Genomic DNA, 23459 nt, shown 5'->3' with positions numbered 1-23459 from the left:
CAACTGGAGGAAATATCCATGTCCCTGCGGCACACCACACCCAGATTCGTGAAGCTGGCTATTGCGACGGCCTTGCTGCTGTCGGTCACGGCGACCGCCGGCTGGGCGCAGACCCGCCCGGCGGTGAAAGACCTGGGCGGCACGCCGCCTGCATCGGTGATCTATATCGGCAACAGCTTTTTCTACTACAACAACAGCATGCACGGGCATATCGCGCTCATGCTGCGCGAGGGCATGCGCGATTTCAAACACCGCGCCTCCTCGGTGACGATCAGCGGCTCGGGCCTCGACTGGCATGATGTCGGGTCGTATTTCCGGCCGGCCGGGATCGGCAAGTATTCCTTCGTCGGCGACAACGAGGTGGTGTTCAATCCGCCGACCGACAAGCTGTTTGAAGTCGCCGTGATGATGGATTGCAGCCAGTGCCCGGTGCATCCGACCTTAAGCAAGAGCTTCACCGAATATACCAAGAAGCACAGCGACACCGTGCGCAAGAACGGCGGCAAGCCGGTCTTCTTCATGTCCTGGGCCTATCAGGACAAGCCGGAGATGACGCAGCAGCTGGCCGAGGCCTATACGGTAGCGGCCAATGCCAACAACGCGCTGGTGATTCCGGCTGGCCTGGCCTTTGCGAATTCGATCAAGCAAAAGCCCGATCTGAATCTCTATGTTGCCGACAAGCGGCATCCCAGCCTGGCAGGGACATACCTTGCCGCGGCAACCACTTATGCCACGCTGTTCGGCAAGTCGCCGGTCGGGCTGAAATACGATGCCGGGCTGGGCGCCGATACGGCGGCGCATCTGCAGAAGGTGGCGCAGGATACCGTACAGCAGTATCTGGCGCGCTGACGGCGTCTGAAGCATTGGCGGCGGCGGAGGGGACTCCGCCGCCGTTTGCTTTTGGGCTGCTTATTCTGCCGCGACCGCGGCGCGCTGCGCCGCCAGCACGCGTTCGGTCGGCCGCGTGTTCATGAACAGCTGCATCACGCCGGCGGCGGCACCGATGCCGGCGGCCAGCTGCCAGGCCAGCGTGTAGGAGCCGAGCGCGTCATAGATCACACCGCCGGCCCAGGCGCCGAGGAAGCTGCCGACCTGGTGGCTGAAGAAGGCGATGCCGGTCAGCGTGGCGAGATAGCGGATGCCGAAGATCTGCGCCACCAGCCCGTTGACCAGCGGGATCACGCCAAGCCACAGCGTGCCCATGACGGCGGCAAACACCAGTGTGCTGAACTGGCTCACCGGCATCATGAAATAGACCGCGATGGCAGCCGAGCGGATCAGGTAGATCAGGCCCAGCAGCATCGGCTTGTGATAACGGTCGCCCAGCCAGCCGAACAGCCAGCTGCCAAACACGTTGAAGGCGCCAATCACCGCCAGCGCCTGCGCGCTCAGCATCGGGTCGGCGCCGCAATCGGCCAGGAAGGTGGGCAGATGTGTGGTGAGGAACACCAGCTGCAGGCCGCAGACGAAGAAGGCGGCGGCCATCACGATATAGCCGCCATGGCGGCGCGCCTCGGCCAGGGTGCTGCGCATGGTTTCGGCGGCGCCGGGCATGGCATCCACGGGAACCTTGTCTGCTTTGCCGCCCATCAGCGCGGCGGGCAGCATGGCGGCGGCGAGGGCGACAAAGGCAAACATCGCCATCTGCCAGCCGCTCGTCTGGATCACGCTCTGTGCCAGCGGCGCGCAGAAGAAGGTGCCGATCGAGCCGGCGGCAGAGACCAGGCCGAAGGCCAGGCTGCGGCGTTCGGGCCGCACCACTTTGGCGGCGATCTTGGCGGCGATACCCGAGGTGGTGCAGGCCAGCGCCACGCCGATCATCAGGCCCGAACCCAGCGTCACCATCCAGGCGGCCGAGGCATAGGCGGTGAGGATCAGCGCGCCGGCATAGAGCAGGCCGCCGAAGAAGGCGATGAAGCGGGTGCCGAATTTATCGACCAGCGCGCCGGCAAAGGGCTGCGACACGCCCCAGACGATATTCTGGATGGCCAGGGCAAACGCAAAGTCGGCGGCTGAAATGCCGATGTCTTTTGTCACCGGCTGCATGAACAGGCCCAGGCTCTGCCGCATGCCCATGGCGAGCGAGAGCATGATGGCAGCGCCGGCCAGGATCGAGATGCTCTGCCACTGGCTGAGCGAGGGATGATGGAAAGAATGGCGGGAAGCGGCAGGGGAGGCGGTGTCGGTGGCCATGACGGGGCTCTGTTCGTTCTTGTCTCGGGTGTCGGCGATGATAGGGGCGGATTTGCACAAGTCCAGAGGGGGAAATGTACCCCTACATCTTGCCAGCCCGGCGCCGGAATGCTGAGGTAACACAAACCCCTGACGCAAAAGAGGCTCGCATGAGCAAGGATATCCTGAAGGATATGGAAAAGTATCGCGATGAACTGACCGCGATCCGCCACGACATCCACCAGCATCCCGAAACCGCCTTCGAGGAAAACCGCACCGCCGATGTGGTGGCGGCGAAGCTGACCGAATGGGGCATCCCGATTCATCGCGGCCTGGGCAAGACCGGCGTGGTCGGCACGCTGAAGGGCAAGCGTCCGGGCCAGCGCACGATTGCTTTGCGCGCCGACATGGACGCGCTGAACATGCAGGAAAAGAACACCTTCGATTACACCTCGGTGCATCAGGGCAAGATGCATGCCTGCGGCCATGACGGCCACACGACAATGCTGCTCGGCGCCGCCAAGCATCTGGCGCGCGATCCCGATTTCGCCGGCACGCTGCATTTCATCTTCCAGCCCGCCGAAGAGGGCGAGGGCGGCGCGCGGGTGATGATCGAGGACGGCCTGTTCGAGAAATTTCCCTGCGATGCAGTCTATGGCATGCACAACATGCCCGGCCTGAAGACCGGTGATTTCGCCATCCGGCCCGGCCCGATGATGGCAGCGTCGGACACCTGGACAGCCGTGTTCCGCGGCACCGGCGGCCATGGCGCCATGCCCTATCTCGGCACCGACCCGACGCAGCCGGCGGCGGCGTTTGTCACCGCGACGCAGAGCATCATCGGCCGCAATGTGAATCCGCAGCATGCCGCCGTGGTCAGCGTCGGGCATATCGCCGCCGGCCAGTATGGCGCCGCCAATGTGATTCCATCCGAAGTGATCGTGCGCGGCACCGCGCGTAGCTACACGCCGGATGACCGCAACCTTCTGGACCGCCGGCTGGGCGAGATCGCGCGCGGCATCGCGGCGGCGCATAGCTGCACGGTGGAGTATGATTACCTGCGCCGTTATCCGCCGCTGCGCAACGCGGCCGAGCAGACCCAGCTGGCGCTGAAGGCGGCGGCCCTCACCGTTGGCGAGGCGCGTACCGATGGCGATGTCGAGCCGCTGACGGGTGCCGAGGATTTCGCCTTCATGCTGGAGAAGAAGCCCGGCGCCTATATCCTGATCGGCAATGGCGGCAGCATCGCCGATGGCTCCTGCCATTCGGTGCATACGCCGCATTACGACTTCAACGATCAGATCATCCTGACCGGTGCCGCCTACTGGGTGAATCTGGTGGGGGTGGAGCTGGGCGACGCGCGGTAGGATTTGCGCATGAGTAAGATTGCGCTCTCATAGATCGTCGCCCTCGGATTTATTCCGAGGGCCCATCTGTGCGTTCCGATACGCGGATGGTTGGAATGGACCCTCGGGACAAGCCCGAGGGTGACGGCTTTTTTACCAGCCGAAGCCGAGTGTGACGCCAAGTCGCCCCTGCGTCGGCGAGCCGGCCTGATCGACCAGCGGGCTGTCTGCGGCATCGCCGACGATGCGATCGATACCGGCGAAACCGCCCAGCGACAGCTGGTCGGTCAGCTTGTAGCGCAAGCTGGCGCCAAGGCCATAGCTCATGAAGGCGCCATCGGGATTATAGGCGCGATAACCGCTGCGCGTGGCCTGGCCGGGCGTGATGCCGAAATAAGTCTGCGTGAAATCCTTGCTCGCCATCGTCACCTTCGGGCCGACCGTCAGCATCAGGCTGTCGCTCAGCTTGGTGCTCCAGTTGACGAAGGCATCGCCGATCACGGCGTCATGGCCGCCAAAGCCATGCCGGATTTCGGTGCCGATGGTGAAGGGCCGCAGGTCGTAATGCACATAGCCGCCGGCCTCACCGGCCGGGTCGATGTCGCCCAGGCCACGCAGGGCGCTGTCATCATCCTGGTCGCGGCCCATGCGGTATTTCACCACCGGGCCGGCTTTCCAGTTCGAACCAGACTCCATCAGGTTGGCGCCGAGGCCATCGCGGGTGGAAAGGAAAACGCGGTCGGCGTAGCGCAGGTCGAACAGCGGAATCGGATCGACGTCGTAATCATCGGAGCCGAGATAGCTCGGTGCGTACATCGCACCGCCGCCGATGGTGAGCCGCAGGGGCTGCTCGGCCGGCTTTGTCTCGGCCGGTTTCGTCGCCGCCGTCTGCGCATGCGCCGCCGACACCGCCAGAACGGCGGTGCAGGCGAACAGGGCGGCAGTGAGCAGAAAACGGCGCATAGCTCTATGGTGACCTTTGATCACAAACGACCGGGATCGACATCGATATCCAAGGAATAGTCATGACGGTCAATTGCGGCTGTATCTTGGCAGCAATGGACCGTGGCCGCCGTGACTGCGGTCACGGCGACGCCAAAACACAATATTTCAGGCAGCAGAAGGACTTAGTGACCCAGTTTGGCGTAGCGGTCGCGCATGGCCGCGGCCAGCATGCGGTCGCAGCCGCTGCCGGCATGGGCGGCAGACTGGCGTTTCAGGGTTTTCGCCGGATCACTCAGGGGGCGCAGCAGCAGGCCCTCGGGCCGGTCCTCGACGGTGAATTCGGTGCCGGCGTGCCAATGATGGGCGTCGCGCATGTCCTGCGGCAGGTCGAGCCTGCCTTTCTTGTCCAGTTTCAGATGGGTCGCCATGATCGCCTCGCAAAAAGATAAGGGGAGTGCGTCCGGGAAGGCGGCCAGTGAAGCGCCGAAACCGGCTGGCAGACAAGGGGCCGGGAGTGCCAGCTCAGCCGTGCGCGGAGCGATGCCCAGAAAGCGGGCTAGCTGCCTGCTGTTTCGGCAACGGTGGGATCTGCGGCGGATTTGCTGATCCCCAGCACCTTGATCCGCGAGGCCAGCGTGGTTGGCTTCACCCCCAGCAGGGCGGCGGCGCCGTTCGGGCCGAAAACCCGGCCTCCGCAGCTGTGCAGGGCGGCCTGGATATTGGCGCGGTCGCGGCTGCGCCGGTCGGCATCGGTCAGCAGCGCCGGTGCTGTGATGTCCTGGGCGGGTGTTGCAGGTTTCGCCGGCGGCGTCGTTGCATCCGGCAGTTCGATCCGCAGGCGGCCGTCGCGCGCCAGGATCGCGGCGCGCTCGATCATATTCTCCAGCTCGCGCACATTGCCCGGCCAGTCATAGGTCGACAGCCGCCGCATGTCGCCCTCGCTCAGGCGCAGGCCGTCGGTTTTCAGCTTGCGGCTGGCGCCGCGCAGGAAATGCGCTGCCAGCAGCGGCAGGTCAGCGCGGCGCTCGCGCAGCGGCACGGATTCGATCGGCACCACGTTGAGGCGGAAATACAGGTCCTCGCGGAAGCGGCCACGCCGCACCTCGGCCTTCAGATCGCGGTTGGTGGCGGCGATCACGCGCACATCGACATTGCGGGTGCGTTCCTCGCCCACGCGCTCGAACTGGCCCTCTTGCAGCACGCGCAGCAGCTTGCCCTGCAGCTCGAGTGGAATCTCCCCCACTTCATCCAGAAAAAGCGTGCCGCCATCGGCCAGCTCGAAGCGACCGATACGATCGCGCAGGGCGCCGGTGAAGGCGCCCTTCACATGGCCGAAGAATTCGCTCTCGAACAGCTCGCGCGGGATGGCGGCGCAGTTGACGCGGATCAGCGGGCGGTCGCTGCGTTTGCTGGCTTCGTGGATGGCACGTGCAATCAGCTCCTTGCCGGTGCCGCTTTCACCGGTCACCAGTACGGTGGCATCGGTAGGCGCGACGAGTTCGACCTGGCGCAGCACGCTCTGGATCGCTGCCGAAGTACCGATGATGCCGCGATGATTGCTTTCGGCGCGGATTTCCTCCTGCAGATAAGCGTTCTCCAGCTCCAGTTTCTGGCGCAGCGATTCCACCTCCTCCAGTGCCGCATGCAGTTTTTCATCCGCCTCGCGCTTCAGGCTGACATCGCGGAAGACAACGACGGCGCCGACCACGGCGCCACGGTCGCGGATCGGCGTCGAGGTGTATTCGACCCAGAAGGCCGTGCCGTCCTTGCGCCAGAACACCTCGTTGGCCACGGTGTGAATCTGGCCGTCGCGGAAGGCGCCGTAGATCGGGCAGTCATGGCCGGGATAGTGCGAGCCGTCGGCATGACTGTGATGCACCATCGAATGGATGTCCTGGCCGACCAGCTCGTCGGCGCTCCAGCCCAGCATGCGTTCGGCAGCGGGATTGACAAAGGTGGTCTTGCCCTCGGCATTCACGCCGTAGATGCCTTCGCCGGCGGCGGAGAGGATCAGCTGGTTCTCGCGCTCGATATCGCGGAAGAAACGCTCGACGCGCTGCCATTCGGCGATGCCGCCGCGCACATAGAAGTCGGCCTCTGAATCGACATTGCGGCGGCGCAGTTCGTCCAGGTCGGTAGCGGTGAGCAGCAGTCTTCCGTCACTGCCGAAGGGCGCGCCGACATATTCGACTTTCAGTTCGCGCCCGCTGGCATGCCGGGGGCTCAAGGCGCGCGTCCAGTAGCGGCCTTTCAACAGCACCGCCTGGCTGAACACGATCAGCGCCGGGCGCTGGTCCGGATGCAGGTCGGTGACCCGGGTCGCACAGAGCGCGGCGCGATCATAGCCGAACAGCCGGCAGGCGGCGGGATTGGCATCCAGCACCCGGTCACTGGCCGGATCGATCACCAGCATGGCCTGCGGCGCGCCCTCGAAAACGGGGTCGATGGCCTCGGGGGCGACGGATGCGGTGGCAAGGGTGGTCATTACGAAGAATTGTAATTCATACTACGAAGTCTCGTATACTACGAAATATCGTAATGACGCTTTGAGCGCATCATTTCGGGTTTATGCCGGATTTACTGAGCCCTGGGGCCCCGCGGCGAATGCCGACAGCGCTGGCATACTCCTTGCTCCCTCTGAAGCCAGGCAGCCATTCAGGGGGAGATACCGACGATGTCGTTGTTCAAGAATCCATTCGATTCCACAGCCGATCTGTCCGCCTGCCCCTGCGGCGCCCATAAATCCCTGGCCCATCACAATGCCGAGCTGGCCCTGCTGCAGCGCGACCAGCAGCTGCAGACCGCCGCCGATTCCGAAAAGCGCCTGACCAATGCGGTCGACCAGGCCGTGGTCCGCGCCCTGATTCCCGATGACATGACGCGCCGCCGCGTGCTGCACACCATCGGTGCCGGCACCCTGCTGGCCGCCATCGAGCAGTTCTTCCCGCTGGCCACCGCGCGCGAGGTGTTTGCGCAGGACAAGGGCCCGCTGGAAAAGAAGGATCTCAAGGTCGGCTTCATCGCCATCACCTGCGCCACGCCGATCATCATGGCGCATCCGATGGGCTTCTATTCCAAGCACGGCCTGAATGTCGAAGTGATCAAGACGGCCGGCTGGGCGGTGATCCGCGACAAGACCATCAACAAGGAATATGACGCCGCCCATATGCTGTCGCCGATGCCGCTGGCGATCACCACGGGCACCGGGTCGAACCCGATCCCCTACACAATGCCGGCGGTGGAAAACATCAACGGCCAGGCGATCACGCTGGCGATGAAGCACAAGGACAAGCGCGATCCGAAGTCGTGGAAGGGCTTCAAGCTTGCGGTGCCCTTCGACTATTCGATGCACAACTATCTGCTGCGCTACTACCTGGCCGAACACGGCCTAGACCCGGATACCGATGTGCAGATCCGCGCCGTGCCGCCGCCGGAAATGGTGGCCAATCTGCGCGCCGACAATATCGACGGCTTCCTGGCGCCCGATCCGGTCAACCAGCGTGCGGTCTACGACGGGGTGGGCTTCATCCATATCCTGTCGAAGGAAATCTGGGACGGCCATCCCTGCTGCGCCTTTGCCGCCAGCCAGGAATTTGTCACCACCCAGCCCAACACCTACCGCGCCCTGCTGCGTGCCATCATCGAAGCCACCGCCTATGCGACCAAGGCGGAGAACCGCAAACAGATTGCCGAGGCCATCGCACCGGCCGCCTATCTCAACCAGCCGGTGACGGTGGTGGAACAGGTGCTGACCGGCACCTACGCCGATGGCCTGGGCAATGTGAAGCGCGCCCCCGACCGCATCGATTTCGCGCCTTTCCCCTGGCAGAGCTTCGGCATCTGGATTCTCACGCAGATGAAGCGCTGGGGCCAGCTCAAGGGCGATATCGATTACCAGAAGGTGGCCGAGCAGGTGTTCCTCGCCACCGACACCCAGAAGCTGATGCAGGATGTCGGCCTCACACCGCCGAGCAGCCCGTACAAGACCTTCTCGGTGATGGGCAAGGTGTTCGACCCGTCCAAGCCGGCCGAATATGTCAACTCGTTCAAGATCAAGCGCGTCTAAAGCCGGCGCTTCGGAGTCCAGTCGATGAAGATGTCGTTCCGCCTGCGTGCTGCCGTGGTTTCGGTGGCCCTGCTGGTCACCCTGCTTGCGGCCTGGCATATCGCCACCTCGGGTGTTGGCCAGACGCAGGCGATGGACCCGGAATACGCCAAGCTGATGGGCCTGACGGCGACGCAGGGCAAATCGGCGATGCCGGGGCCGCTGGATGTGGCGAAGATTCTCTGGGGCCATCTGGCCGATCCCTTCTACATCAAGGGACCGAACGACCAGGGCATCGGCATCCAGTTGGCCTATTCGATCGGCCGTGTCGCGCTGGGCTTCGGGCTTGCGGTGATCGTCGCCGTGCCGCTCGGTTTCCTGATCGGCCTGTCGCCGCTGTTCCGCCAGGCGCTCGATCCGTTCATCCAGGTGATGCGGCCGGTCTCGCCGCTGGCCTGGATGCCGCTGGCGCTCTACACCATCAAGGACAGCGCGATCTCGTCGATCTTCGTCATCTTCATCTGCTCGGTCTGGCCGATGCTGACCAACACCGCCTTTGCAGTCGCGAATGTGCGGCGCGAATGGCTCAATGTCGCGCGCACGCTGGAAGTCGGCACGCTCAGAAAGATTTTCCGCGTCATCCTACCGGCGGCAGCGCCGACGATCCTGACCGGCATGCGCATCTCGATCTCGATTGCCTGGCTGGTGATCGTGGCAGCCGAGATGCTGGTGGGCGGCACCGGCATCGGCTACTTCGTGTGGAACGAGTGGAACAACCTGTCGATTGCCAATGTGATCAACGCCATCCTGTTCATCGGCGTGATCGGCATGCTGCTCGACCAGCTGCTCGGTTTCCTCACGCGTCTCGTCACCTTCACCGAGTAGTCGCATGGGCCAGCATTTCATTTCCGTCGAAGCGCTCAAGCGCCAGTTCCCCGGTACCGACAAGGCGGTGTTCGAGGATCTGTGGTTCGGCATGGATAAGGGCGAATTCGTCTGCGTGATCGGCCATTCCGGCTGCGGCAAGACCACGGTGCTCAACATCATGGCCGGGCTGGATCACGCCAGCGAAGGCGGCATCATCTTCGATGGCACCGCCATCGAAGGGCCGAGCCTGGACCGCGCCGTCGTCTTCCAGGGCCATGCCCTGATGCCGTGGATGACCGTGCTGGATAACGTGATGTTCGCCGTGCAGTCGCGCTGGCCGAAATGGAGCAGGTTCCAGGCTGCCGAACATGCACGCAAATACATCGCCATGGTCAACCTGACCGGCGCCGAGGACAAGAAGCCCGCACAGCTGTCTGGCGGCATGAAGCAGCGCGTCGGCATTGCGCGTGCGCTCAGCATCGAACCGAAAACCCTGCTGATGGACGAGCCCTTCTCGGCGCTCGATGCCCTGACGCGCGGTACATTACAGGACGAGGTGCTGCGCATCCGCGCCACCACCAATCTCACCGTCTTCATGATCACCCATGATGTGGACGAGGCCATCCTGCTGGCCGACCGCATCGTGCTGATGACCAACGGCCCGGGCGCGCGGATCGCTGAAATCCTGGTCAACACCCTGCCCAGGACGCGCACGCGCGAAACCCTGCACCAGCTCGCCGATTACTACCCGATGCGCAACCACCTGCTCGATTTCCTGGTGCGGCGGTCGAAGAACTTCACCCCGCCGGCAGGCTGGGATGCCAAACGGCCGCCACAGGTCCGCGCCACCGGCGTGGGCGCGGCTGCGGAATAACCAACCAGAAAGCACAGGCCAGAAAAGAGGAGATGACCCCGTGAAGCGCGAAGCCGTTACCGAAAAGATTTGCGATGCGAAACGCCTGAAAGGCCTGACCTGGAAGGCGATCGCCAAGAAGATCGACCCGAAAGAGTCGCATATCCTGATCACTGCCGCTTTGCTCGGCCAGATGAAGCTGGAGCCGGCGCAGGCCGCCAAGGCCGCCAAGCTGCTGGGTCTGGGCAAGATGGAAGAAAAGCTGCTCTGCGAGATTCCCTATCGCGGCTCGCTGCCGCCGGGTCCGCCGACCGATCCGACCGTCTATCGCTTCTACGAGCTGGTGCAGGTCTATGGCACCACCTGGAAAGAGCTGATCCATGAAGAGTTCGGCGACGGCATCATGTCGGCGATCGATTTCAACATGACGATGGAACGCCTGCCTGATCCCAAGGGCGATCGCGTCAAGATCGTGATGACCGGCAAGTATCTCGAATACAAACGCTACTGATCGTCGCCGCACCGGCGCGAGGCAAAGCGGGATGTCGTGATGCGGCATCCCGCTTTTTCATGGCCGACGCTGCACGCTTGCCGCGTAGAAGCTGTCGCGCCATCCCCGTAAACGTGCTCTTGGCACAGATCATGCTTTGATTTTAGTCAGCAATCACAGGATTGCAGCATCGCAAAAAGCGATAGAGGTGCGTGTATGTCCGATGGTGTTCGCAGCAGGTCGCGTCGTCTTTCCGTACTGGGTTTCATCGGATATGCCGCCAGCCAGATGTTTGAAGCCCGGCAGCTGACGGCTGAGGCACCGGCCGCGGCCAAGGCCATCGCCTATGCCATCGCCGTCGGTGCCTTGTGCCATGACCTGCAGCGCGAGCGTGGTTCCAGCGCATTGTTTCTCGGCAGTCGCGGCAAGGAATTCCGCGAGCAGCTGCAGGCCGCGCGCACCGGCGTCGACCAGAAGGTGCTGGCTCTGCGCGCCGCGCTCGATGACTGTCGCGGCTTCGCGGCGTTGCAGGATCTGATGGCCGCCGGTGCGGTCTTGAGCCAGACGCTGGATACCGCGCGACAGGCGCGCACGCACATCGACCAGCTCGCCTTCACCACGCAGGAATCCTTTGCCAACTGGACCGCGCCGATCCGCCAGGCTTTGGACAGTGTGCGCAGCCTGGGTTACATGCTGCAGAACATGACGATTGCCCGCGGCCTGGATGCCTATCTCGCGCTGTTGGAAGGCCTGGAGAAATCGGCCCAGGAACGCGCCACCGGGTCGGGGGCGCTGGCAGCCGGCAAGTTTGAGCTGGCGGTGTTCCAGCGCCTGATGAGCTTGGGCTTTCTGCAGGAGGCCGATTTCACGGTCTTCAAATCCCATGCTGCGAAGCCGCAGGCGACATTTTTCGACGAGGTCTGCGCCGGCCCGGTCTTTGCCGAGGTATCGCAGCTGCGTGCCGCCATTTACGACGGTTATGCGCACGGCAATTCCACCGGTGGGATTGCCGCTCCGCACTGGTTCCAGATCACCACCCAGCGCATCGACCAGATCGTGCGCGTGCGCGACCGGGTGGCCGAGGATCTGCGCAGCACCTGCAGTGACCTGCTGGCGCAGAAACCGGACCGTCTTGCCAGTGTGTTCGGCTTTTGCCTGATGCTTGGTTTGCCGGTGATTGCCACCTTCGGCATGCTGGCCGGCGGCGGTGCGCGGCTGCGACAGTTGCAGCAGGACTGGCGTGACTGGCAGCGCGGTATGACGGCACGGCGCAAAAATTCACGCGACCGCCAGGTGGTGCGCGATGGCGAACAGCTCAGGCGCGCCGAAGCCGAATCACGTGAACGCGTCTCGGCCGCCGAGGTCACAGATCTGGTCAACCGCCTGCTGGCTGGCGATCTCGGCAGCCGGCTGTCGCAGGAGGGCAAGAGCGGCTTCTTCCTCGATCTCAGCCGGCAGCTCAACCGCTTTGCCGAAATCCTGCAGCGCATGATGGATGAGATGGCGCTAGTGATGGCGGCACTAGGCAGTGGCGATCTGACGCGGCAGGTGCAGGGCGACTATGCCGGCCTGTTCGGCCAGCTGAAAGACAGCACCAATGGCATGGCCGGTCTGCTGGGCGATTTCTCGGGCCGCCTGGCCGAGAGCGCCGTGGCAGTGAAGACCGCGTCGGCGGAAATCTCGTCAGGCAGTCTCGACCTTGCCCAGCGCAGCGAAAGCCAGGCCGCGGCGCTGGAAGAGACGGCGGCGACCATGCAGCAGATCACCAGCACGGTGAAGCAGAATGCCGATCATGCCACCCGGGCCGATGCCTTAAGCCATACCGCACGCGACAAGGCGGCGGCGAGTGGCGAGGTGGTGCAGGGCGTGATCGCCGCCATGCAGAAGATCGAGGCGAGTGCGGGCAAGATCGGCGACATCATCGCGGTGATGAACGAAATCGCCTTCCAGACCAACCTGCTGGCGTTGAATGCCTCGGTCGAAGCGGCGCGCGCCGGCGAAGCGGGCAAGGGGTTTGCCGTGGTGGCACATGAGGTGCGGGCGTTGGCGCAGCGCTCGGCCAATGCGGCCAAAGAGATCAAAAGCCTGATCGAAACCTCGAACGGCCATGTGCGCAGCGGCGCCGCCCTGGTGGAACAGGCCGGCGGTGCGCTGGGCGAGGTGAATGCCGCGATCCGCAGCGTGTCGGATATCATTGCCGAGATTGCCGCCGCCAGCCGCGAGCAGGCCACTGGCCTGGAGCAGGTCAGCACGGCAATGGCGCAGATGGATGAGACCACGCAGCGCAATGCGGCTTTGGTGGAGGAAACCACCGCCTCGGCCCAGGCCCTGGCGCATCAGTCCACCGAGCTGGCAGACTTGGTCGGCTTCTTCCGGCGCTGAACGCGCCTAGTGCAGAATATTGGGCAGGATATCGAGCACTTCGCCGGTCGAACGGCGCACCATCAGCACATTTTTGCCAACCACCACGCGATCGGTATCGGGCCGGTTGGGCGGCAGTTCGCGCTGCAGCGGGCCGGGCAGGCGGTCAAGCTGTGCCAGAACCGTGAGCGGCAGCAGCTCGCCCTTCGCCGGATTGGCGCGGATGCCTTCGGGCAGGGCACGCTCGTATTTCTTGCTGCGCGCGGCGCGCTTCTGCTTTTCGCGCACCTGCTCGAAATAATGTGGGATCAGCCAGCTTTCCGTCGCGTTGAAGGCCAGGCGGTCATCAGTCGTGGTGCGGGCGATGGTGGTCAGTGGCGCGACAGGTGCGGCGATGGCTGCTGAAGGCGGCGGTGCCAGGTTGGGGCCGAGCAACTGCTGCGCCATGGTGGGCAACGCGACGGCCAATGCAACGGCGAGGCCGGAGGCAGACAGGATGGCACGGCGCGGCATCGCAGGCATGGATCAGGCCGGCAGCGCGGCGCTGGCGGCAGCCGCCTCCTTGGCGGCCTGTTCGCGCAGGATATCGGCTTTGCTGCGTTTCACGCTGTCGGATTTCAGCTGGCCGCAGGCGGCCATGATGTCGCGACCGCGCGGGGTGCGCACCGGCGAGGAATAGCCGGCATTGAACACGATGTCGCTGAACTTGCGGATCGCTTCGTTGCTGGAGCATTCATACGGCGCACCCGGCCACGGATTGAACGGGATCAGGTTGACCTTGGCCGGCACGCCCTTCAGCAGCCGCACCAGTTCCCTGGCATCGGCCGGGCTGTCGTTGATGCCCTTCAGCATCACATATTCGAAGGTGATGCGGCGCGCGTTGCTCAGGCCCGGATAGGCGGCGCAGGCGGCCATCAGATCCTTGATCGGGTATTTCTTGTTGATCGGCACGATCACGTCGCGGATGTCGTCGCGCACGGCATGCAGGCTGATGGCGAGATTGACGCCCAGCTCGGCGCCGCAGCGCGGGATCATCGGCACCACGCCGGCAGTGGAGAGCGTGATGCGGCGCTTCGAGATGGCGATGCCCTCGTTATCCATCACGATCTTCAGCGCCTTGGCAACGCTGTCGAAGTTGTACAGCGGCTCGCCCATGCCCATCATCACGATATTGGACAGCATGCGGCCATCCGGGGGCGAGGGCCATTCTTCCAGATGGTCACGGGCCAGCATCACCTGGCCCACAATCTCGGCGGCATTCAGGTTGCGCACCAGCTTCATAGTGCCGGTGTGGCAGAAGCGGCAGGTCAGCGTGCAGCCGACCTGGCTGGAGACGCAGAGCGCGCCGCGGTCATCTTCCGGGATATGCACGCATTCGGCTTCTTCGCCATCGGCGAATTTCAGCAGCCATTTGCGCGTGCCATCGGTGCTCTTCAGGTCTTTGCTGGCCACCGGGCGGCCAACGCTGAACCGGACCGCCAATCGCTCGCGCAGCTCTTTCGACAGCGTGGTCATTTCGGCGAAGTCGCGGCTGCCGCGATAATAGATCCAGTGCCACAGCTGGCCGGCCCGCATCTTGGCCGATTTTTCGGCCTCGCCGGCGGCCACCAGGGCGGCGGCAATTTCAGCCCGCGTCAGGCCCAGCAGTTCGGTGCGGCCAGACTCCGGCTGCGGTGCACGGTCGCGCACGCCCACATCGGGATGAATGGCGGCAGACATGGTCACGACGTTGCCGGCATGCCGCAGGCCTTGTCGATCGCCTGCAGGGCCTGGCCGAAGCCGCCCAGGTCATAGGTATCGGTGGTCTTGGTGCCGCGGGCGCTCTCGCCTTTCACCACCAGCGTCTTGCCCTTGCGCAGGGCATCGACCAGCTTCTGGTCGACACTGGCATCAGCAGCCCAGGCGGCTTCCTGGTGGGTGAACATTTCCACCGTGGTGGGGCCGATCACGGCCTGGGCCGGTACGCTGTCTTTCAGGCCATAGCCGAAATAGATGCTGACCTCGTTGCGGATCTTTTCCTTCGGCTTGTGCGTCACCAGGATGTAGATCTCGCCGCGCTTGGCGCTGGCCGGCTCTTTCTTCTGCGGCAGGGCATGCAGGTAGCAGAGCTTGGCACCCTTGTCGGTATGCTCATAGGCATCCCAGCCACTGAAGCTGCCAATGCGCTTGGTTTCCGGCTTGGCCACGGCAGCGGCTTTCGGCTCGGCTTTCTTCGCCTGCGCCACGGCATCGGACGCGCCGATGCCAAAAGCAAGGGCAAGCCCAAGCGCAGGCAACAGCCCGAGCGCAGGCAACAGAAGGAGCGAGGCGGGCAGCGAAACTGCCGGTCGGTGGGCCTTTTTGTCGGTCATGGCGGCGAACATAGCTGTGACGATGCGTGATTTCCACCCGATTTCATGGCGACATCATGGCGGCCGGCGCCAGGCCTGTGGTCGCGATCACGGATTGTTGCATAAACCTTTGGTGCCCTTGCCTTATCGGCTGGCATTCAGCACCATGCACTTATGGATAGGGAGCGCCAGGCCGGCTTGATGCAAGCCGTGGCGGAGGCTGGCGATCGTGCTGCCTTCGCCGCGCTCTACGACCATTTCGCCCCCCGGCTGAAAGCCTATCTGATGCGCCTGGGCACGCCCGAGGATGTGGCGGAAGAACTCGCCCAGGAAAGTCTGATCATTGCCTGGCGCCGCGCGGCCAGCTTTGATCCGCTGCAGGCTTCCGTGGCGACATGGCTGTTCACCATCGCGCGCAACAAGCGGATCGATCGGCTGCGCCGCGAAAAACGGCCAGAATTCGATCCGAACGATCCGGCCCTGGTGCCGGATGCACCGCCACAGCCCGATGCGGGTCTGGATGTGGCGCGCGATGAAACGCGCTTGCGCGCGGCCCTGAGCCGTTTGCCGGCCGAGCAGGTTCATCTGTTGCAGCTCGCCTTCTTTTCCGAACTTTCGCATCGCGACATCGCAGAAAAAGAACAGCTGCCGCTTGGCACTGTGAAATCACGCATCCGTTTGGCTTTGGCCAAGCTGAAAATCCAGCTCGAAGACAGCGAAAAACCAGAATAACACCCCTGCACGATATTTTAGACTGAAACCATTCACCGCACAGTTGCAACTCATTGAAGTGGAATGAAAATTAGCTGACATTCGGATCATGTTACCGTTGCCCGATTCGTTCCGTCGGCTTTGAGATTTCGTGTTCCGTGTCAGGTTTTCCTCTCCCTTTCGCCGACGATCGTATCCTGCTCAACCTGGCGGCCTATTGGTCGGCCAAGCGGGGTGGCTATCCGCTGCCCCCGCGCGCCGCCATCGACCCGCTCGACATGCCGCGGCGCCTGCTGCCGCATCTGGCGCTGCTGGAGCCGACCGGCCGCGACGGTGAAATCCGCTTTCGCCTGGTCGGCACCGAACTGGTGCAGCGCTTCGGGCGCGATGCCACCGGCAAGACCAGCCGCGAGCTGTATGGCGACACCGAATACCGGCAGTATGTCGAGCAGATCTACGGCAGCGTGATTGCGCAGGCGCAGCCGCTGTATGTCGACAACATGCGCCGCTTCATGGAAGAGGGCAGCGGCCGGGTGCGTCGCCTGCTGTTGCCGGTGGCGGCAGAAGCCGGCAGCGAGCGGGTCGGCTTCGTGTTGAGCACGATCAGCTGGAGCACGGCCGAACACTCAGATGGTCATCAGCCGCCGCCATCCAAGCAGCGCCAGATCGCGGTCGAGGCGTTGGAAAAAGGCGTGCTGCAGGCCACGTTGCGCGGTCTTCTTGATCCGCCGTAAGGCTATTTCAGTGCTGCCGGATCGAAAGAAAACAGCAGCGGGAAAAATGTCTTCCAGCTGTTCCAGCGCTGCGATCCGGCTTCGCCCACCGCCCACAGCAATCCATTACTGTCGCGCGCGAGGTCTTCCAGGCCGGCCATCGCTGTGTGCTCGGCCAGCACCGCGCCAGTCTGCGGATCGAGGCGATACAGCCGGCCCATCGTACCATTGCTGGCGCTGACCCACAGGTTGCCGGCGGCATCGAAGGTGGCGCCCTGCGCATGGAACGGCAGTGGCAGGCTGCGCGCGGCTTCGGCGGCCCGGAAGGGCCGGTCGCTGCCATTGAAAATGACGGCCGGGTCGGCGGCGATCAGGCGCGCAGCACCATCGTCGCGACTGTAGCGGCCAAACCACAACAGGCGGCCATCGAAGCTGAGGAAGTTGCTGCCCAACGCGGGGTCTTTTTCCAGCGTGCGCGGCGTGCCGGCCGCAACGGCGTTTCCAGCCTGTAACGATCTGGGAAGGTCGAAGGCGTAGAGCACTCGGCCATTATCGGCGAGGAACAGCAGGCCGCCATCGGGCGTGGTGGCAAGGCCATCGGCATGGCCGATGCTGGCCGGCAGATCGAAGCCGCCGATCACGGCACCGTTCCTGGGGTCGACCGCAAAGATTTTTGCCGGGCCGCGGTTGGTCTGGGCCTCGGTGCTGCGATAGGCGCCGACAAACAGCGTGCCGCGCACGAAGCTGAGGCCCTGCGGCACATAGCCCTGGTTCAGCCCCGGCGCCCAGTGGCGCTGGCGGATCGCAGCATCCATGGGTGTGGCCGAGAGCATCCGCGCGGTATAGCCGGGGGCCTCGCCCCCTATGGGGGTCTGCGCCGCCAAACCCCAGGGGCCGCCCAGCAGCAGGGCAAAGACAAACAGCGGGAGGCTGGGCCGGAGGGAGAGCATGACGGAACCATAGCCCCGCTTGGCCGGTTTTGTCCGCACCCCTTGGCAAAAACCCCATTGATACTTAAGTTTAGCCCATGTCCACAGATACCGATGCTTGGCTCGAACGCCGCGCGCTTGCCCGCCGGGTCACCCGCTGGCGCGTGATCGCCGTTCTGGCGCTGCTGATTCTCACCCTGGCCGTGCTGTACCGGCTCGACCCCGGCAACCTCTTGGCCCGCCATCAGACCCATGTGGCGCGGCTGGAGATCAGCGGGGTGATCGCCGAAAACGACTGGTGGCTGGAAAAGCTGGAAGAGGCCGCCGAGGATGATCGCGTGCGGGCCGTAATCCTGCATATCAACAGCCCGGGCGGCAGCACCTATGGCGGCGAGGCGCTGTTCCAGGCGGTGCGCAAGGTGGCCGCGGAAAAGCCGGTGGTTTCGGTGATCGGCACCCTGGGCGCCTCGGCCGGCTATATGGTCGCCATTGCCGGCGACCATGTGCTGGCGCGGGAAACCTCGCTCACCGGCTCGATCGGCGTGCTGTTCCAGACCGCGGAATTCTCCAAGCTGATGGAAAAGGTCGGCGTCAGCGCCGAAACCATCACTTCGGGGGCGCTCAAGGCCGAACCCAACCCGACCCGGCCGATGAGCCCGGCGGGCCGGGCCCAGATCCAGGGCATGGTCAACGAGACCCATGACTGGTTCGTCAGCCTGGTGGCCAACCGCCGCGCCCTGCCCCGCGAGGAGGTGGCAAAGCTGGCCGACGGCCGGGTCTATTCCGGCCGGGCGGCCCTGCAGAGCAAGCTGATCGATGGCCTGGGCGGTCTGACAGAGGCCCGCAGCTGGCTGGCCGAAAGCCGGGGCATCCCGGTCGCCCTGCCGCTCCGGGACATCCCGCCCGACCCGCCAGCCGGGATGCTGGATGGGCTGGGGAGTCGCACTTTTGCCACCCTGTTTGGAAAAAGCCTTTTCTCCGAACGGCTTAGGCTTGACGGGCTGGTTTCCCTTTGGCACCCTGAGTAGAGAACGAGGGGCCCGCGGCCGCTGCGCAGGGAAAACCGATGATCAAGTCCGAACTCATCAATCGTCTTGCCGAACGCAATCAGCATCTGACTCAGCGCGATATCGAGCGCATTGTCGGCACCATCTTCGATGAGATAGCCAACGCGCTCTCGCGTGGTGATCGTGTTGAATTGCGCGGTTTCGGTGCCTTTTCGGTCAAGCGTCGTCCGGCACGCACGGGTCGTAACCCGCGCACGGGCACGGCCGTCGAAGTGCAGGAGAAATTCGTGCCCTTCTTCAAGACCGGTAAGGAATTGCGCCAGAAGCTGAATCTGTCGGGCAAACAGACCGTCGACGCCGAATAAATCTTTCATGGAGGTGCCGCATGCGCTTTCTGCGCGTTTTCATCGGCGCCGTTTTTCTCCTCATTTTGATTGTTTTTGCCGTCGCCAATAAAAATGCGGTGACGGTGAGCGTCGACCCGCTGCCGTTTGAGATCGAGCTGCCGCTCTATCTCTTGGTCTTCGCAGTGTTTTTTGGCGGTCTTGTGGTCGGCGTGATCATCGGCCGGCTGAACGCATGGTCGGCAGCTCGGCACCGGGCAGAAGCGGAAAAGCGCAAGGCGGAACAAACGCCTGCAAGCCAGTCGCCACCGCTGCCGCCAGCGCCTATCGTTTAAGCACAGGCCTCATCTAGGACAATCCGGACATGCGTTCGATCGATGCCGCCACCGTTCATGCGGCGCTGCCCTACGGCAAACTGATTCCCCATCTGCGCGCGGCCTTTCGCGCCGGTGGCGAGGTGCCGGTGCGCAGCCACTATCACATCGCCGCCCCCAAAGAGGGTATTGGGGCGGGCGGTGCCGGCGGCACGCTGCTGCTGATGCCGGCCTGGCAGCCCGGTCGCCATGTCGGCATCAAGGCGGTCAGCGTCTATCCCGACAATGCCAAGGTCGGCCTGCCCTCGGTGACGGGCGCCTATCTTTTGCTGGATGCGCGCACCGGCCTGCCCAAGGCCGTGATTGATGGCGTGGCGCTGACGCTGCGTCGCACCGGCTGCGCCTCGGCGCTGGCCGCTGACTATCTCGCGCGCCGGGATGCCCGTCATCTGCTGATGATCGGTGCCGGCTCGCTGGCGCCACATCTGATCCGTGCCCATTGTGCCGTGCGCAGCTACACCCGCATCGAAATCTGGAATCGCAATCGCGCCCGCGCGGAAGAGGCGGCAGCGAAACTCACCGATCTCAATGCCGCGATTGCGGTGATCGACGATCTGGAAGCCGCGATCCGCGTCGCCGATACGATTTCCTGCGCCACGCTGTCGCGCCAGCCGCTGGTGCTGGGGGAATGGCTGAAGCCAGGCACCCATGTCGATCTGGTCGGCGGCTTCACGCCAGAGATGCGCGAGGCCGACGATGCTACGCTGACGCGCGGCAGCGTCTGGGTCGATAGCCGTGAAGGTGCGCTGAAGGAAGCTGGCGATCTGGTGGTGCCGCTTAAGCATGGTCTGCTGCGGCCTGAGGATGTGCGCGGCGATCTGTTTGCATTGTGCCGTGCCGATGCCTATGCGCGGCGCGATGACCGGGAGATCACCGTATTCAAATCGGTTGGCCTGGCGCTGGAAGATCTGGCGGCGGCTGAACTGGTGGTGCAGGGGCTTACAGCATGAAGACCATCATTGTCGGCGGCGGCATCATGGGACTCAGCGCCGCGCGGGCGCTGAAAAAAGCCGGTCATGAGGTGGTTCTGATCGAGCAGGGCGCATTGCCCAATCCGCTGGGCTCTTCCGTCGATCAGCATCGCCTGATCCGCTATCCCTATGGGGCGCAGCGCGGCTACACGCGCATGGTGCGGCATGCCTATCACGCCTGGGATCGTGTCTGGCGTGATCTCAAGATGACGCTTTATGCCGAGACCGGCACCCTGGTGATCAGCGGTGCAGGCGATGACTGGGCCAAGAGCTGCACGACGATCCTGGCGGAAGAAGATATCGAGCATCTGCCATTCGATACGGCGACTGTGCTCGGTCGCTGGCCGATGCTGAGTGGCGAAGGATTGCAGGATGCCTTCTATTGCCCTTCCGGTGGCGTGCTGTTTGCCGAGGCGATTGTCGCGGCCCTGAGCTCGCATCTGCGCGATCGCGGCGTGACGCTGCTGACCAAAAAAACGGTTGTCGGTATCGACGCTGAACATGGCCGCGTCACGCTGGCAGATAAAACCGTGCTGCAGGCCGATCGCGTGCTGGTCACCGCCGGGCCGTGGACCACGCGGTTGCTGCCGGATCTGGCGCCGGTCTCGCGGGCATCGCGGCAGGTGATCGTGTATCTGCAGCCGCCGGGCGATCTCGGCGCCGCGTGGTATGGCGCGCCGATGCTGCTGGAAATCGGCCAGAGCCAGGGTTTCTATCTGGTGCCGCCGCGCATCACCCGCGATGGCATGCGCACGGGGCTGAAGATCGGCGACCATACGTTCGGCCCAACCGCCGATCCCGGCAGTGACCGCGAGGCGCGGAAAGACGAGATCGAGGCGATCCTCGCCAAGGCAAAACACCGCATCGCAGATCTGGACCAGTATAAGGTGGCTCAGGCAAAAACCTGTTTCTACGATGTGGAGGCGGACGAGAAATTTCAGTTCCGCCAGCTCGGGCCGCGCGGCTTTGCCTTTTGCGGCACCTCAGGCCATGGCTTCAAGTTCGGGCCGCTGGTCGGCGAACTGATCGGCGATGTGCTGATGGAAAAAGCCGAGATGGACAAGACGGCGCAATGGCTGGCCGGCGATGTCGATCGCGTGGCGATCACCGCCGATCACATCACGCCAGACGGTGCCATCAGCAGTGTGCCTGCCGCCGCATCCGACAGCAGCGGATAGCGGCGCGGCTGGAACAGCTGGTAGTGCCACCATTCATTGCGATAGAAGTCCCACCCGGCAGCGGTCATGATGCCGAGCAGCAGTGCGCGGTTGGCCTGCTGCTCCGGTGTGATCTCCAGCGTGCCGTGGAAGGCAAGCGGCGTGAAGGCATCGAAGCCGGTGCCCATGTCGAGGTCTTCGCCATCGGCATCCACCAGCGTGACATCCACCGCGGCGCCGCGCGAATGCGGCGAGCCCTTGCGCGGATCGGCCAGGAAGGTCGGGTCCGGCGTGTGATTCCACAGCGCCCAGGCGGCTTCCGTCGGCCGGAAGGCATCGAACACTTTCAGGCGCAGCTGCATCTGGCCCGCCAGCGCGATGGCCTTGTGCAGCAGATCGGCGGCTTCCGGGTTGAGAAAGCAGGCCGCCCGATGATAGATCGGCGCACCCGTCAGGTTGTCAGCCGTGGCATAGCGCAGGTCAAGCAGCACCGGAAACGCGGGCGGCTTGATTTCGACGAGCGACATGCGGTGGACTCCGGGATGACAGTTTGGTTTTCCTACCATTGGAGCACGCCGGCGTGAAGCTGCTCGGCATCGATACTGCGTTGAATGCCTGTTCGGTTGCCGTGATCGACGGCGACGCGATTCTGGCCAGGGTGGTCTCGGCTGGCGGCAAGGGCAATGCCGAGCGCCTGCTGCCACTGCTGGAACAGGCGCGTCTTGCGGCCGGTATTGACCTGGCTGATCTGGACGGGATCGCTGCCACCGTTGGCCCCGGCTCCTTCACCGGCATCCGCACCGCGCTGGCCACGGCGCGCGCCCTGGGGCTGGCCCTGCACAAGCCGGTCTGGGGCATCACCACCACGGACGTGCTGGCCGTTGCCGCTGCACAGCCTGGTCATGCCACTGTCGCGGTGATCGATGCCCGCCGCGATGAAGTGTACATCCAGTGCTTCGCGGCCCATCCCTCGGCTCTGGGCGCCGCGCTTACCGCACCGCAGTTGCTGCGCATTATCGATGCCGCGGCGATCCTGCCGGCCGGTCCGACTGTACTGGTCGGCAGTGGCAGCGCGTTGCTGCAGGCCGCTGCAGGCATGCGCGATGATCTCATCCTGTCGCCGCAGTCCCCCGATCCTGATCCGGTGCTGGTGGCGCGTCTGGCGGCATCGCGTCCGCCGCCGGCCAGGCCGCCGGCACCGCTCTATATCCGTCCGCCGGACGCTGCCCTGCCATCCGTCGTGCAGCCGGCTGCCCGGCTGGTGTTGAACATCCGCATGGTCGGTGCCGAGCATGCTGCCGTGCTGGCGGCCCTGCATGCCGATGCCTTCGCCAGCGGCCATAGCAGCGAAGCCTGGACGGAGCCGAACCTGTGCGAACTGCTGGCCATGCCCGGCGCCCTTGCCCTGCTGGGGATCACCGATGGGGATCAGCCGGCCGGCTTCATCCTGCTGCGCCAGGCGGCCGACGAGGCCGAGGTCATCACGCTGGCGGTGCATCCGCGGCAGCAGCGGCGCGGCGTAGCGCGCCGGCTGCTCAATGTCGGTCTGGACAAGATGGCCGGCCTGGGGGCGAAGCAGTGCTTTCTCGAGGTGGCTGAGGATAATGCACCCGCTCGGGCGCTGTATGCGGCGGCAGGCTTCATCGATGTTGGTCGCCGGTCAGGTTATTACCGCGATGCGGCGGGCGGCGCCCGCGACGCCATCGTGATGCGGAAGTGACACCGGCCATGGCTAAAGTATAAATTGAAGCAAGGCCGGCCAGACACGCTTTAATACAGTGCCGCTTCGCTGGATTTGGTGGTCTGCGCCCTTATATACTTGGGCATTCAACAGAATTTCATCT

General features: G+C 64.2%; 24 protein-coding genes. 15 read left to right on the top strand and 9 right to left on the bottom strand.

The window, feature by feature from the left end:
* The first annotated feature begins 18 nt into the window (after nt 1–18).
* The gene (locus AAG821_RS03115) at nt 19–849 is read left to right on the top strand and encodes a DUF4886 domain-containing protein (protein WP_341910305.1); all 831 of its coding nucleotides are present in this window, start codon (nt 19–21) and stop codon (nt 847–849) included.
* Between the two features lie 60 nt (nt 850–909).
* Here AAG821_RS03115 and AAG821_RS03110 read toward each other — a convergent pair whose 3' ends face one another.
* Complete coding sequence (locus tag AAG821_RS03110; RefSeq protein WP_341910306.1) at nt 910–2193, bottom strand: MFS transporter; 1284 nt, start codon at nt 2191–2193, stop codon at nt 910–912.
* Nucleotides 2194–2342: 149 nt separating this feature from the next.
* Between AAG821_RS03110 and AAG821_RS03105 the strand changes: the two genes are divergently transcribed.
* Entirely contained in the window at nt 2343–3539 is a 1197-nt protein-coding gene (locus AAG821_RS03105; RefSeq protein WP_341910307.1) for a M20 aminoacylase family protein, read from the top strand.
* A gap of 132 nt (nt 3540–3671) precedes the next feature.
* On the opposite strand, the gene AAG821_RS03100 is transcribed toward AAG821_RS03105, so the two are convergent.
* The 3 genes from AAG821_RS03100 to AAG821_RS03090 form a co-directional block, all read right to left on the bottom strand.
* Nucleotides 3672–4481: a MipA/OmpV family protein gene (locus tag AAG821_RS03100; RefSeq protein WP_341910308.1), complete on the bottom strand. Its 810-nt coding sequence runs from the start codon at nt 4479–4481 to the stop codon at nt 3672–3674.
* Nucleotides 4482–4645: 164 nt separating this feature from the next.
* On the bottom strand, nt 4646–4891 hold the full coding sequence (locus AAG821_RS03095) for an AbrB/MazE/SpoVT family DNA-binding domain-containing protein (RefSeq protein WP_341910309.1): 246 nt from the start codon (nt 4889–4891) through the stop codon (nt 4646–4648).
* 128 nt (nt 4892–5019) lie between these two features.
* A complete protein-coding gene (locus tag AAG821_RS03090; RefSeq protein ID WP_341910310.1) occupies nt 5020–6948 on the bottom strand; it encodes a sigma 54-interacting transcriptional regulator in 1929 nt (642 codons plus the stop codon).
* A 189-nt stretch (nt 6949–7137) separates the two neighbouring features.
* On the opposite strand from AAG821_RS03090, the gene AAG821_RS03085 reads away from it, so the two are divergent.
* From AAG821_RS03085 to AAG821_RS03065, 5 genes are all read left to right on the top strand, one after another.
* The gene (locus AAG821_RS03085; RefSeq protein ID WP_341910311.1) at nt 7138–8529 is read left to right on the top strand and encodes a CmpA/NrtA family ABC transporter substrate-binding protein; all 1392 of its coding nucleotides are present in this window, start codon (nt 7138–7140) and stop codon (nt 8527–8529) included.
* 24 nt (nt 8530–8553) lie between these two features.
* Nucleotides 8554–9393, top strand: a complete 840-nt coding sequence (ntrB, locus tag AAG821_RS03080; RefSeq protein WP_341910312.1) for a nitrate ABC transporter permease — start codon at nt 8554–8556, stop codon at nt 9391–9393.
* 4 nt (nt 9394–9397) lie between these two features.
* Nucleotides 9398–10249, top strand: a complete 852-nt coding sequence (locus tag AAG821_RS03075) for an ABC transporter ATP-binding protein (RefSeq protein WP_341910313.1) — start codon at nt 9398–9400, stop codon at nt 10247–10249.
* Nucleotides 10250–10289: 40 nt separating this feature from the next.
* A complete protein-coding gene (cynS, locus tag AAG821_RS03070) occupies nt 10290–10739 on the top strand; it encodes a cyanase (protein WP_341894236.1) in 450 nt (149 codons plus the stop codon).
* A 195-nt stretch (nt 10740–10934) separates the two neighbouring features.
* Nucleotides 10935–13100, top strand: coding sequence for a methyl-accepting chemotaxis protein (locus AAG821_RS03065; protein ID WP_341910314.1), 2166 nt, complete (start codon nt 10935–10937; stop codon nt 13098–13100).
* A gap of 6 nt (nt 13101–13106) precedes the next feature.
* Here the strand turns inward: AAG821_RS03065 and AAG821_RS03060 are convergent, their stop codons facing one another.
* The 3 genes from AAG821_RS03060 to AAG821_RS03050 are packed head-to-tail and all read right to left on the bottom strand — an operon-like array spanning nt 13107 to nt 15430.
* Entirely contained in the window at nt 13107–13601 is a 495-nt protein-coding gene (locus AAG821_RS03060) for a hypothetical protein (protein ID WP_341910315.1), read from the bottom strand.
* 3 nt (nt 13602–13604) lie between these two features.
* On the bottom strand, nt 13605–14798 hold the full coding sequence (gene rlmN, locus AAG821_RS03055; RefSeq protein ID WP_341910381.1) for a 23S rRNA (adenine(2503)-C(2))-methyltransferase RlmN: 1194 nt from the start codon (nt 14796–14798) through the stop codon (nt 13605–13607).
* A gap of 2 nt (nt 14799–14800) precedes the next feature.
* Nucleotides 14801–15430: an invasion associated locus B family protein gene (locus tag AAG821_RS03050; RefSeq protein WP_341910316.1), complete on the bottom strand. Its 630-nt coding sequence runs from the start codon at nt 15428–15430 to the stop codon at nt 14801–14803.
* A 180-nt stretch (nt 15431–15610) separates the two neighbouring features.
* On the opposite strand from AAG821_RS03050, the gene AAG821_RS03045 reads away from it, so the two are divergent.
* Both AAG821_RS03045 and AAG821_RS03040 read left to right on the top strand, forming a co-directional pair.
* Nucleotides 15611–16141, top strand: coding sequence for a sigma-70 family RNA polymerase sigma factor (locus AAG821_RS03045; protein WP_341910317.1), 531 nt, complete (start codon nt 15611–15613; stop codon nt 16139–16141).
* Nucleotides 16142–16278: 137 nt separating this feature from the next.
* Nucleotides 16279–16854 (top strand): PAS domain-containing protein, encoded by a 576-nt coding sequence (locus AAG821_RS03040; RefSeq protein ID WP_341910318.1) that lies wholly within the window; start codon nt 16279–16281, stop codon nt 16852–16854.
* 2 nt (nt 16855–16856) lie between these two features.
* Here AAG821_RS03040 and AAG821_RS03035 read toward each other — a convergent pair whose 3' ends face one another.
* On the bottom strand, nt 16857–17783 hold the full coding sequence (locus AAG821_RS03035; protein ID WP_341910319.1) for a hypothetical protein: 927 nt from the start codon (nt 17781–17783) through the stop codon (nt 16857–16859).
* Between the two features lie 77 nt (nt 17784–17860).
* Between AAG821_RS03035 and sppA the strand changes: the two genes are divergently transcribed.
* From sppA to AAG821_RS03010, 5 genes are read left to right on the top strand one after another with little or no spacing between them, the layout of a single operon-like run.
* Nucleotides 17861–18790: a signal peptide peptidase SppA gene (sppA, locus tag AAG821_RS03030; RefSeq protein ID WP_341910320.1), complete on the top strand. Its 930-nt coding sequence runs from the start codon at nt 17861–17863 to the stop codon at nt 18788–18790.
* 38 nt (nt 18791–18828) lie between these two features.
* Nucleotides 18829–19134, top strand: coding sequence for an integration host factor subunit beta (ihfB, locus tag AAG821_RS03025; protein ID WP_341910321.1), 306 nt, complete (start codon nt 18829–18831; stop codon nt 19132–19134).
* A gap of 20 nt (nt 19135–19154) precedes the next feature.
* Complete coding sequence (locus AAG821_RS03020) at nt 19155–19448, top strand: LapA family protein (protein WP_341910322.1); 294 nt, start codon at nt 19155–19157, stop codon at nt 19446–19448.
* 29 nt (nt 19449–19477) lie between these two features.
* Nucleotides 19478–20437 carry an ornithine cyclodeaminase family protein gene (locus tag AAG821_RS03015; protein ID WP_341910323.1) on the top strand — a complete coding sequence of 320 codons (960 nt, stop codon included), beginning with the start codon at nt 19478–19480 and terminating at the stop codon, nt 20435–20437.
* Nucleotides 20434–21636 (top strand): FAD-dependent oxidoreductase, encoded by a 1203-nt coding sequence (locus AAG821_RS03010; protein WP_341910324.1) that lies wholly within the window; start codon nt 20434–20436, stop codon nt 21634–21636. The genes AAG821_RS03015 and AAG821_RS03010 overlap by 4 nt, the downstream gene beginning before the upstream one ends.
* On the opposite strand, the gene ddpX is transcribed toward AAG821_RS03010, so the two are convergent.
* Nucleotides 21573–22142, bottom strand: a complete 570-nt coding sequence (gene ddpX / locus AAG821_RS03005; RefSeq protein WP_341910325.1) for a D-alanyl-D-alanine dipeptidase — start codon at nt 22140–22142, stop codon at nt 21573–21575. The genes AAG821_RS03010 and ddpX overlap by 64 nt on opposite strands.
* 53 nt (nt 22143–22195) lie before the next feature.
* On the opposite strand from ddpX, the gene tsaB reads away from it, so the two are divergent.
* The gene (tsaB, locus tag AAG821_RS03000; RefSeq protein ID WP_341910326.1) at nt 22196–23335 is read left to right on the top strand and encodes a tRNA (adenosine(37)-N6)-threonylcarbamoyltransferase complex dimerization subunit type 1 TsaB; all 1140 of its coding nucleotides are present in this window, start codon (nt 22196–22198) and stop codon (nt 23333–23335) included.
* The last annotated feature ends 124 nt before the right edge of the window (nt 23336–23459 follow it).

It is taken from the genome of Ferrovibrio terrae, assembly GCF_943372915.1.
Classification (GTDB): domain Bacteria; phylum Pseudomonadota; class Alphaproteobacteria; order Ferrovibrionales; family Ferrovibrionaceae; genus Ferrovibrio; species Ferrovibrio terrae_A.
The sequence above is the reverse complement of the archived record's forward strand: the minus strand, read 5'-3'. Positions and strand labels throughout refer to the sequence as shown.

What these genes read in the sequence shown, in the direction of transcription:
- AAG821_RS03115 (WP_341910305.1), top strand. Translation starts at nt 19, where the DNA reads ATGTCCCTGCGGCACACCACACCCAGATTCGTGAAGCTGGCTATTGCG.
- AAG821_RS03110 (WP_341910306.1), bottom strand. Translation starts at nt 2,193, where the DNA reads ATGGCCACCGACACCGCCTCCCCTGCCGCTTCCCGCCATTCTTTCCAT.
- AAG821_RS03105 (WP_341910307.1), top strand. Translation starts at nt 2,343, where the DNA reads ATGAGCAAGGATATCCTGAAGGATATGGAAAAGTATCGCGATGAACTG.
- AAG821_RS03100 (WP_341910308.1), bottom strand. Translation starts at nt 4,481, where the DNA reads ATGCGCCGTTTTCTGCTCACTGCCGCCCTGTTCGCCTGCACCGCCGTT.
- AAG821_RS03095 (WP_341910309.1), bottom strand. Translation starts at nt 4,891, where the DNA reads ATGGCGACCCATCTGAAACTGGACAAGAAAGGCAGGCTCGACCTGCCG.
- AAG821_RS03090 (WP_341910310.1), bottom strand. Translation starts at nt 6,948, where the DNA reads ATGACCACCCTTGCCACCGCATCCGTCGCCCCCGAGGCCATCGACCCC.
- AAG821_RS03085 (WP_341910311.1), top strand. Translation starts at nt 7,138, where the DNA reads ATGTCGTTGTTCAAGAATCCATTCGATTCCACAGCCGATCTGTCCGCC.
- ntrB (WP_341910312.1), top strand. Translation starts at nt 8,554, where the DNA reads ATGAAGATGTCGTTCCGCCTGCGTGCTGCCGTGGTTTCGGTGGCCCTG.
- AAG821_RS03075 (WP_341910313.1), top strand. Translation starts at nt 9,398, where the DNA reads ATGGGCCAGCATTTCATTTCCGTCGAAGCGCTCAAGCGCCAGTTCCCC.
- AAG821_RS03065 (WP_341910314.1), top strand. Translation starts at nt 10,935, where the DNA reads ATGTCCGATGGTGTTCGCAGCAGGTCGCGTCGTCTTTCCGTACTGGGT.
- AAG821_RS03060 (WP_341910315.1), bottom strand. Translation starts at nt 13,601, where the DNA reads ATGCCTGCGATGCCGCGCCGTGCCATCCTGTCTGCCTCCGGCCTCGCC.
- rlmN (WP_341910381.1), bottom strand. Translation starts at nt 14,798, where the DNA reads ATGTCTGCCGCCATTCATCCCGATGTGGGCGTGCGCGACCGTGCACCG.
- AAG821_RS03050 (WP_341910316.1), bottom strand. Translation starts at nt 15,430, where the DNA reads ATGACCGACAAAAAGGCCCACCGACCGGCAGTTTCGCTGCCCGCCTCG.
- AAG821_RS03045 (WP_341910317.1), top strand. Translation starts at nt 15,611, where the DNA reads ATGCAAGCCGTGGCGGAGGCTGGCGATCGTGCTGCCTTCGCCGCGCTC.
- AAG821_RS03035 (WP_341910319.1), bottom strand. Translation starts at nt 17,783, where the DNA reads ATGCTCTCCCTCCGGCCCAGCCTCCCGCTGTTTGTCTTTGCCCTGCTG.
- sppA (WP_341910320.1), top strand. Translation starts at nt 17,861, where the DNA reads ATGTCCACAGATACCGATGCTTGGCTCGAACGCCGCGCGCTTGCCCGC.
- ihfB (WP_341910321.1), top strand. Translation starts at nt 18,829, where the DNA reads ATGATCAAGTCCGAACTCATCAATCGTCTTGCCGAACGCAATCAGCAT.
- AAG821_RS03020 (WP_341910322.1), top strand. Translation starts at nt 19,155, where the DNA reads ATGCGCTTTCTGCGCGTTTTCATCGGCGCCGTTTTTCTCCTCATTTTG.
- AAG821_RS03015 (WP_341910323.1), top strand. Translation starts at nt 19,478, where the DNA reads ATGCGTTCGATCGATGCCGCCACCGTTCATGCGGCGCTGCCCTACGGC.
- AAG821_RS03010 (WP_341910324.1), top strand. Translation starts at nt 20,434, where the DNA reads ATGAAGACCATCATTGTCGGCGGCGGCATCATGGGACTCAGCGCCGCG.
- ddpX (WP_341910325.1), bottom strand. Translation starts at nt 22,142, where the DNA reads ATGTCGCTCGTCGAAATCAAGCCGCCCGCGTTTCCGGTGCTGCTTGAC.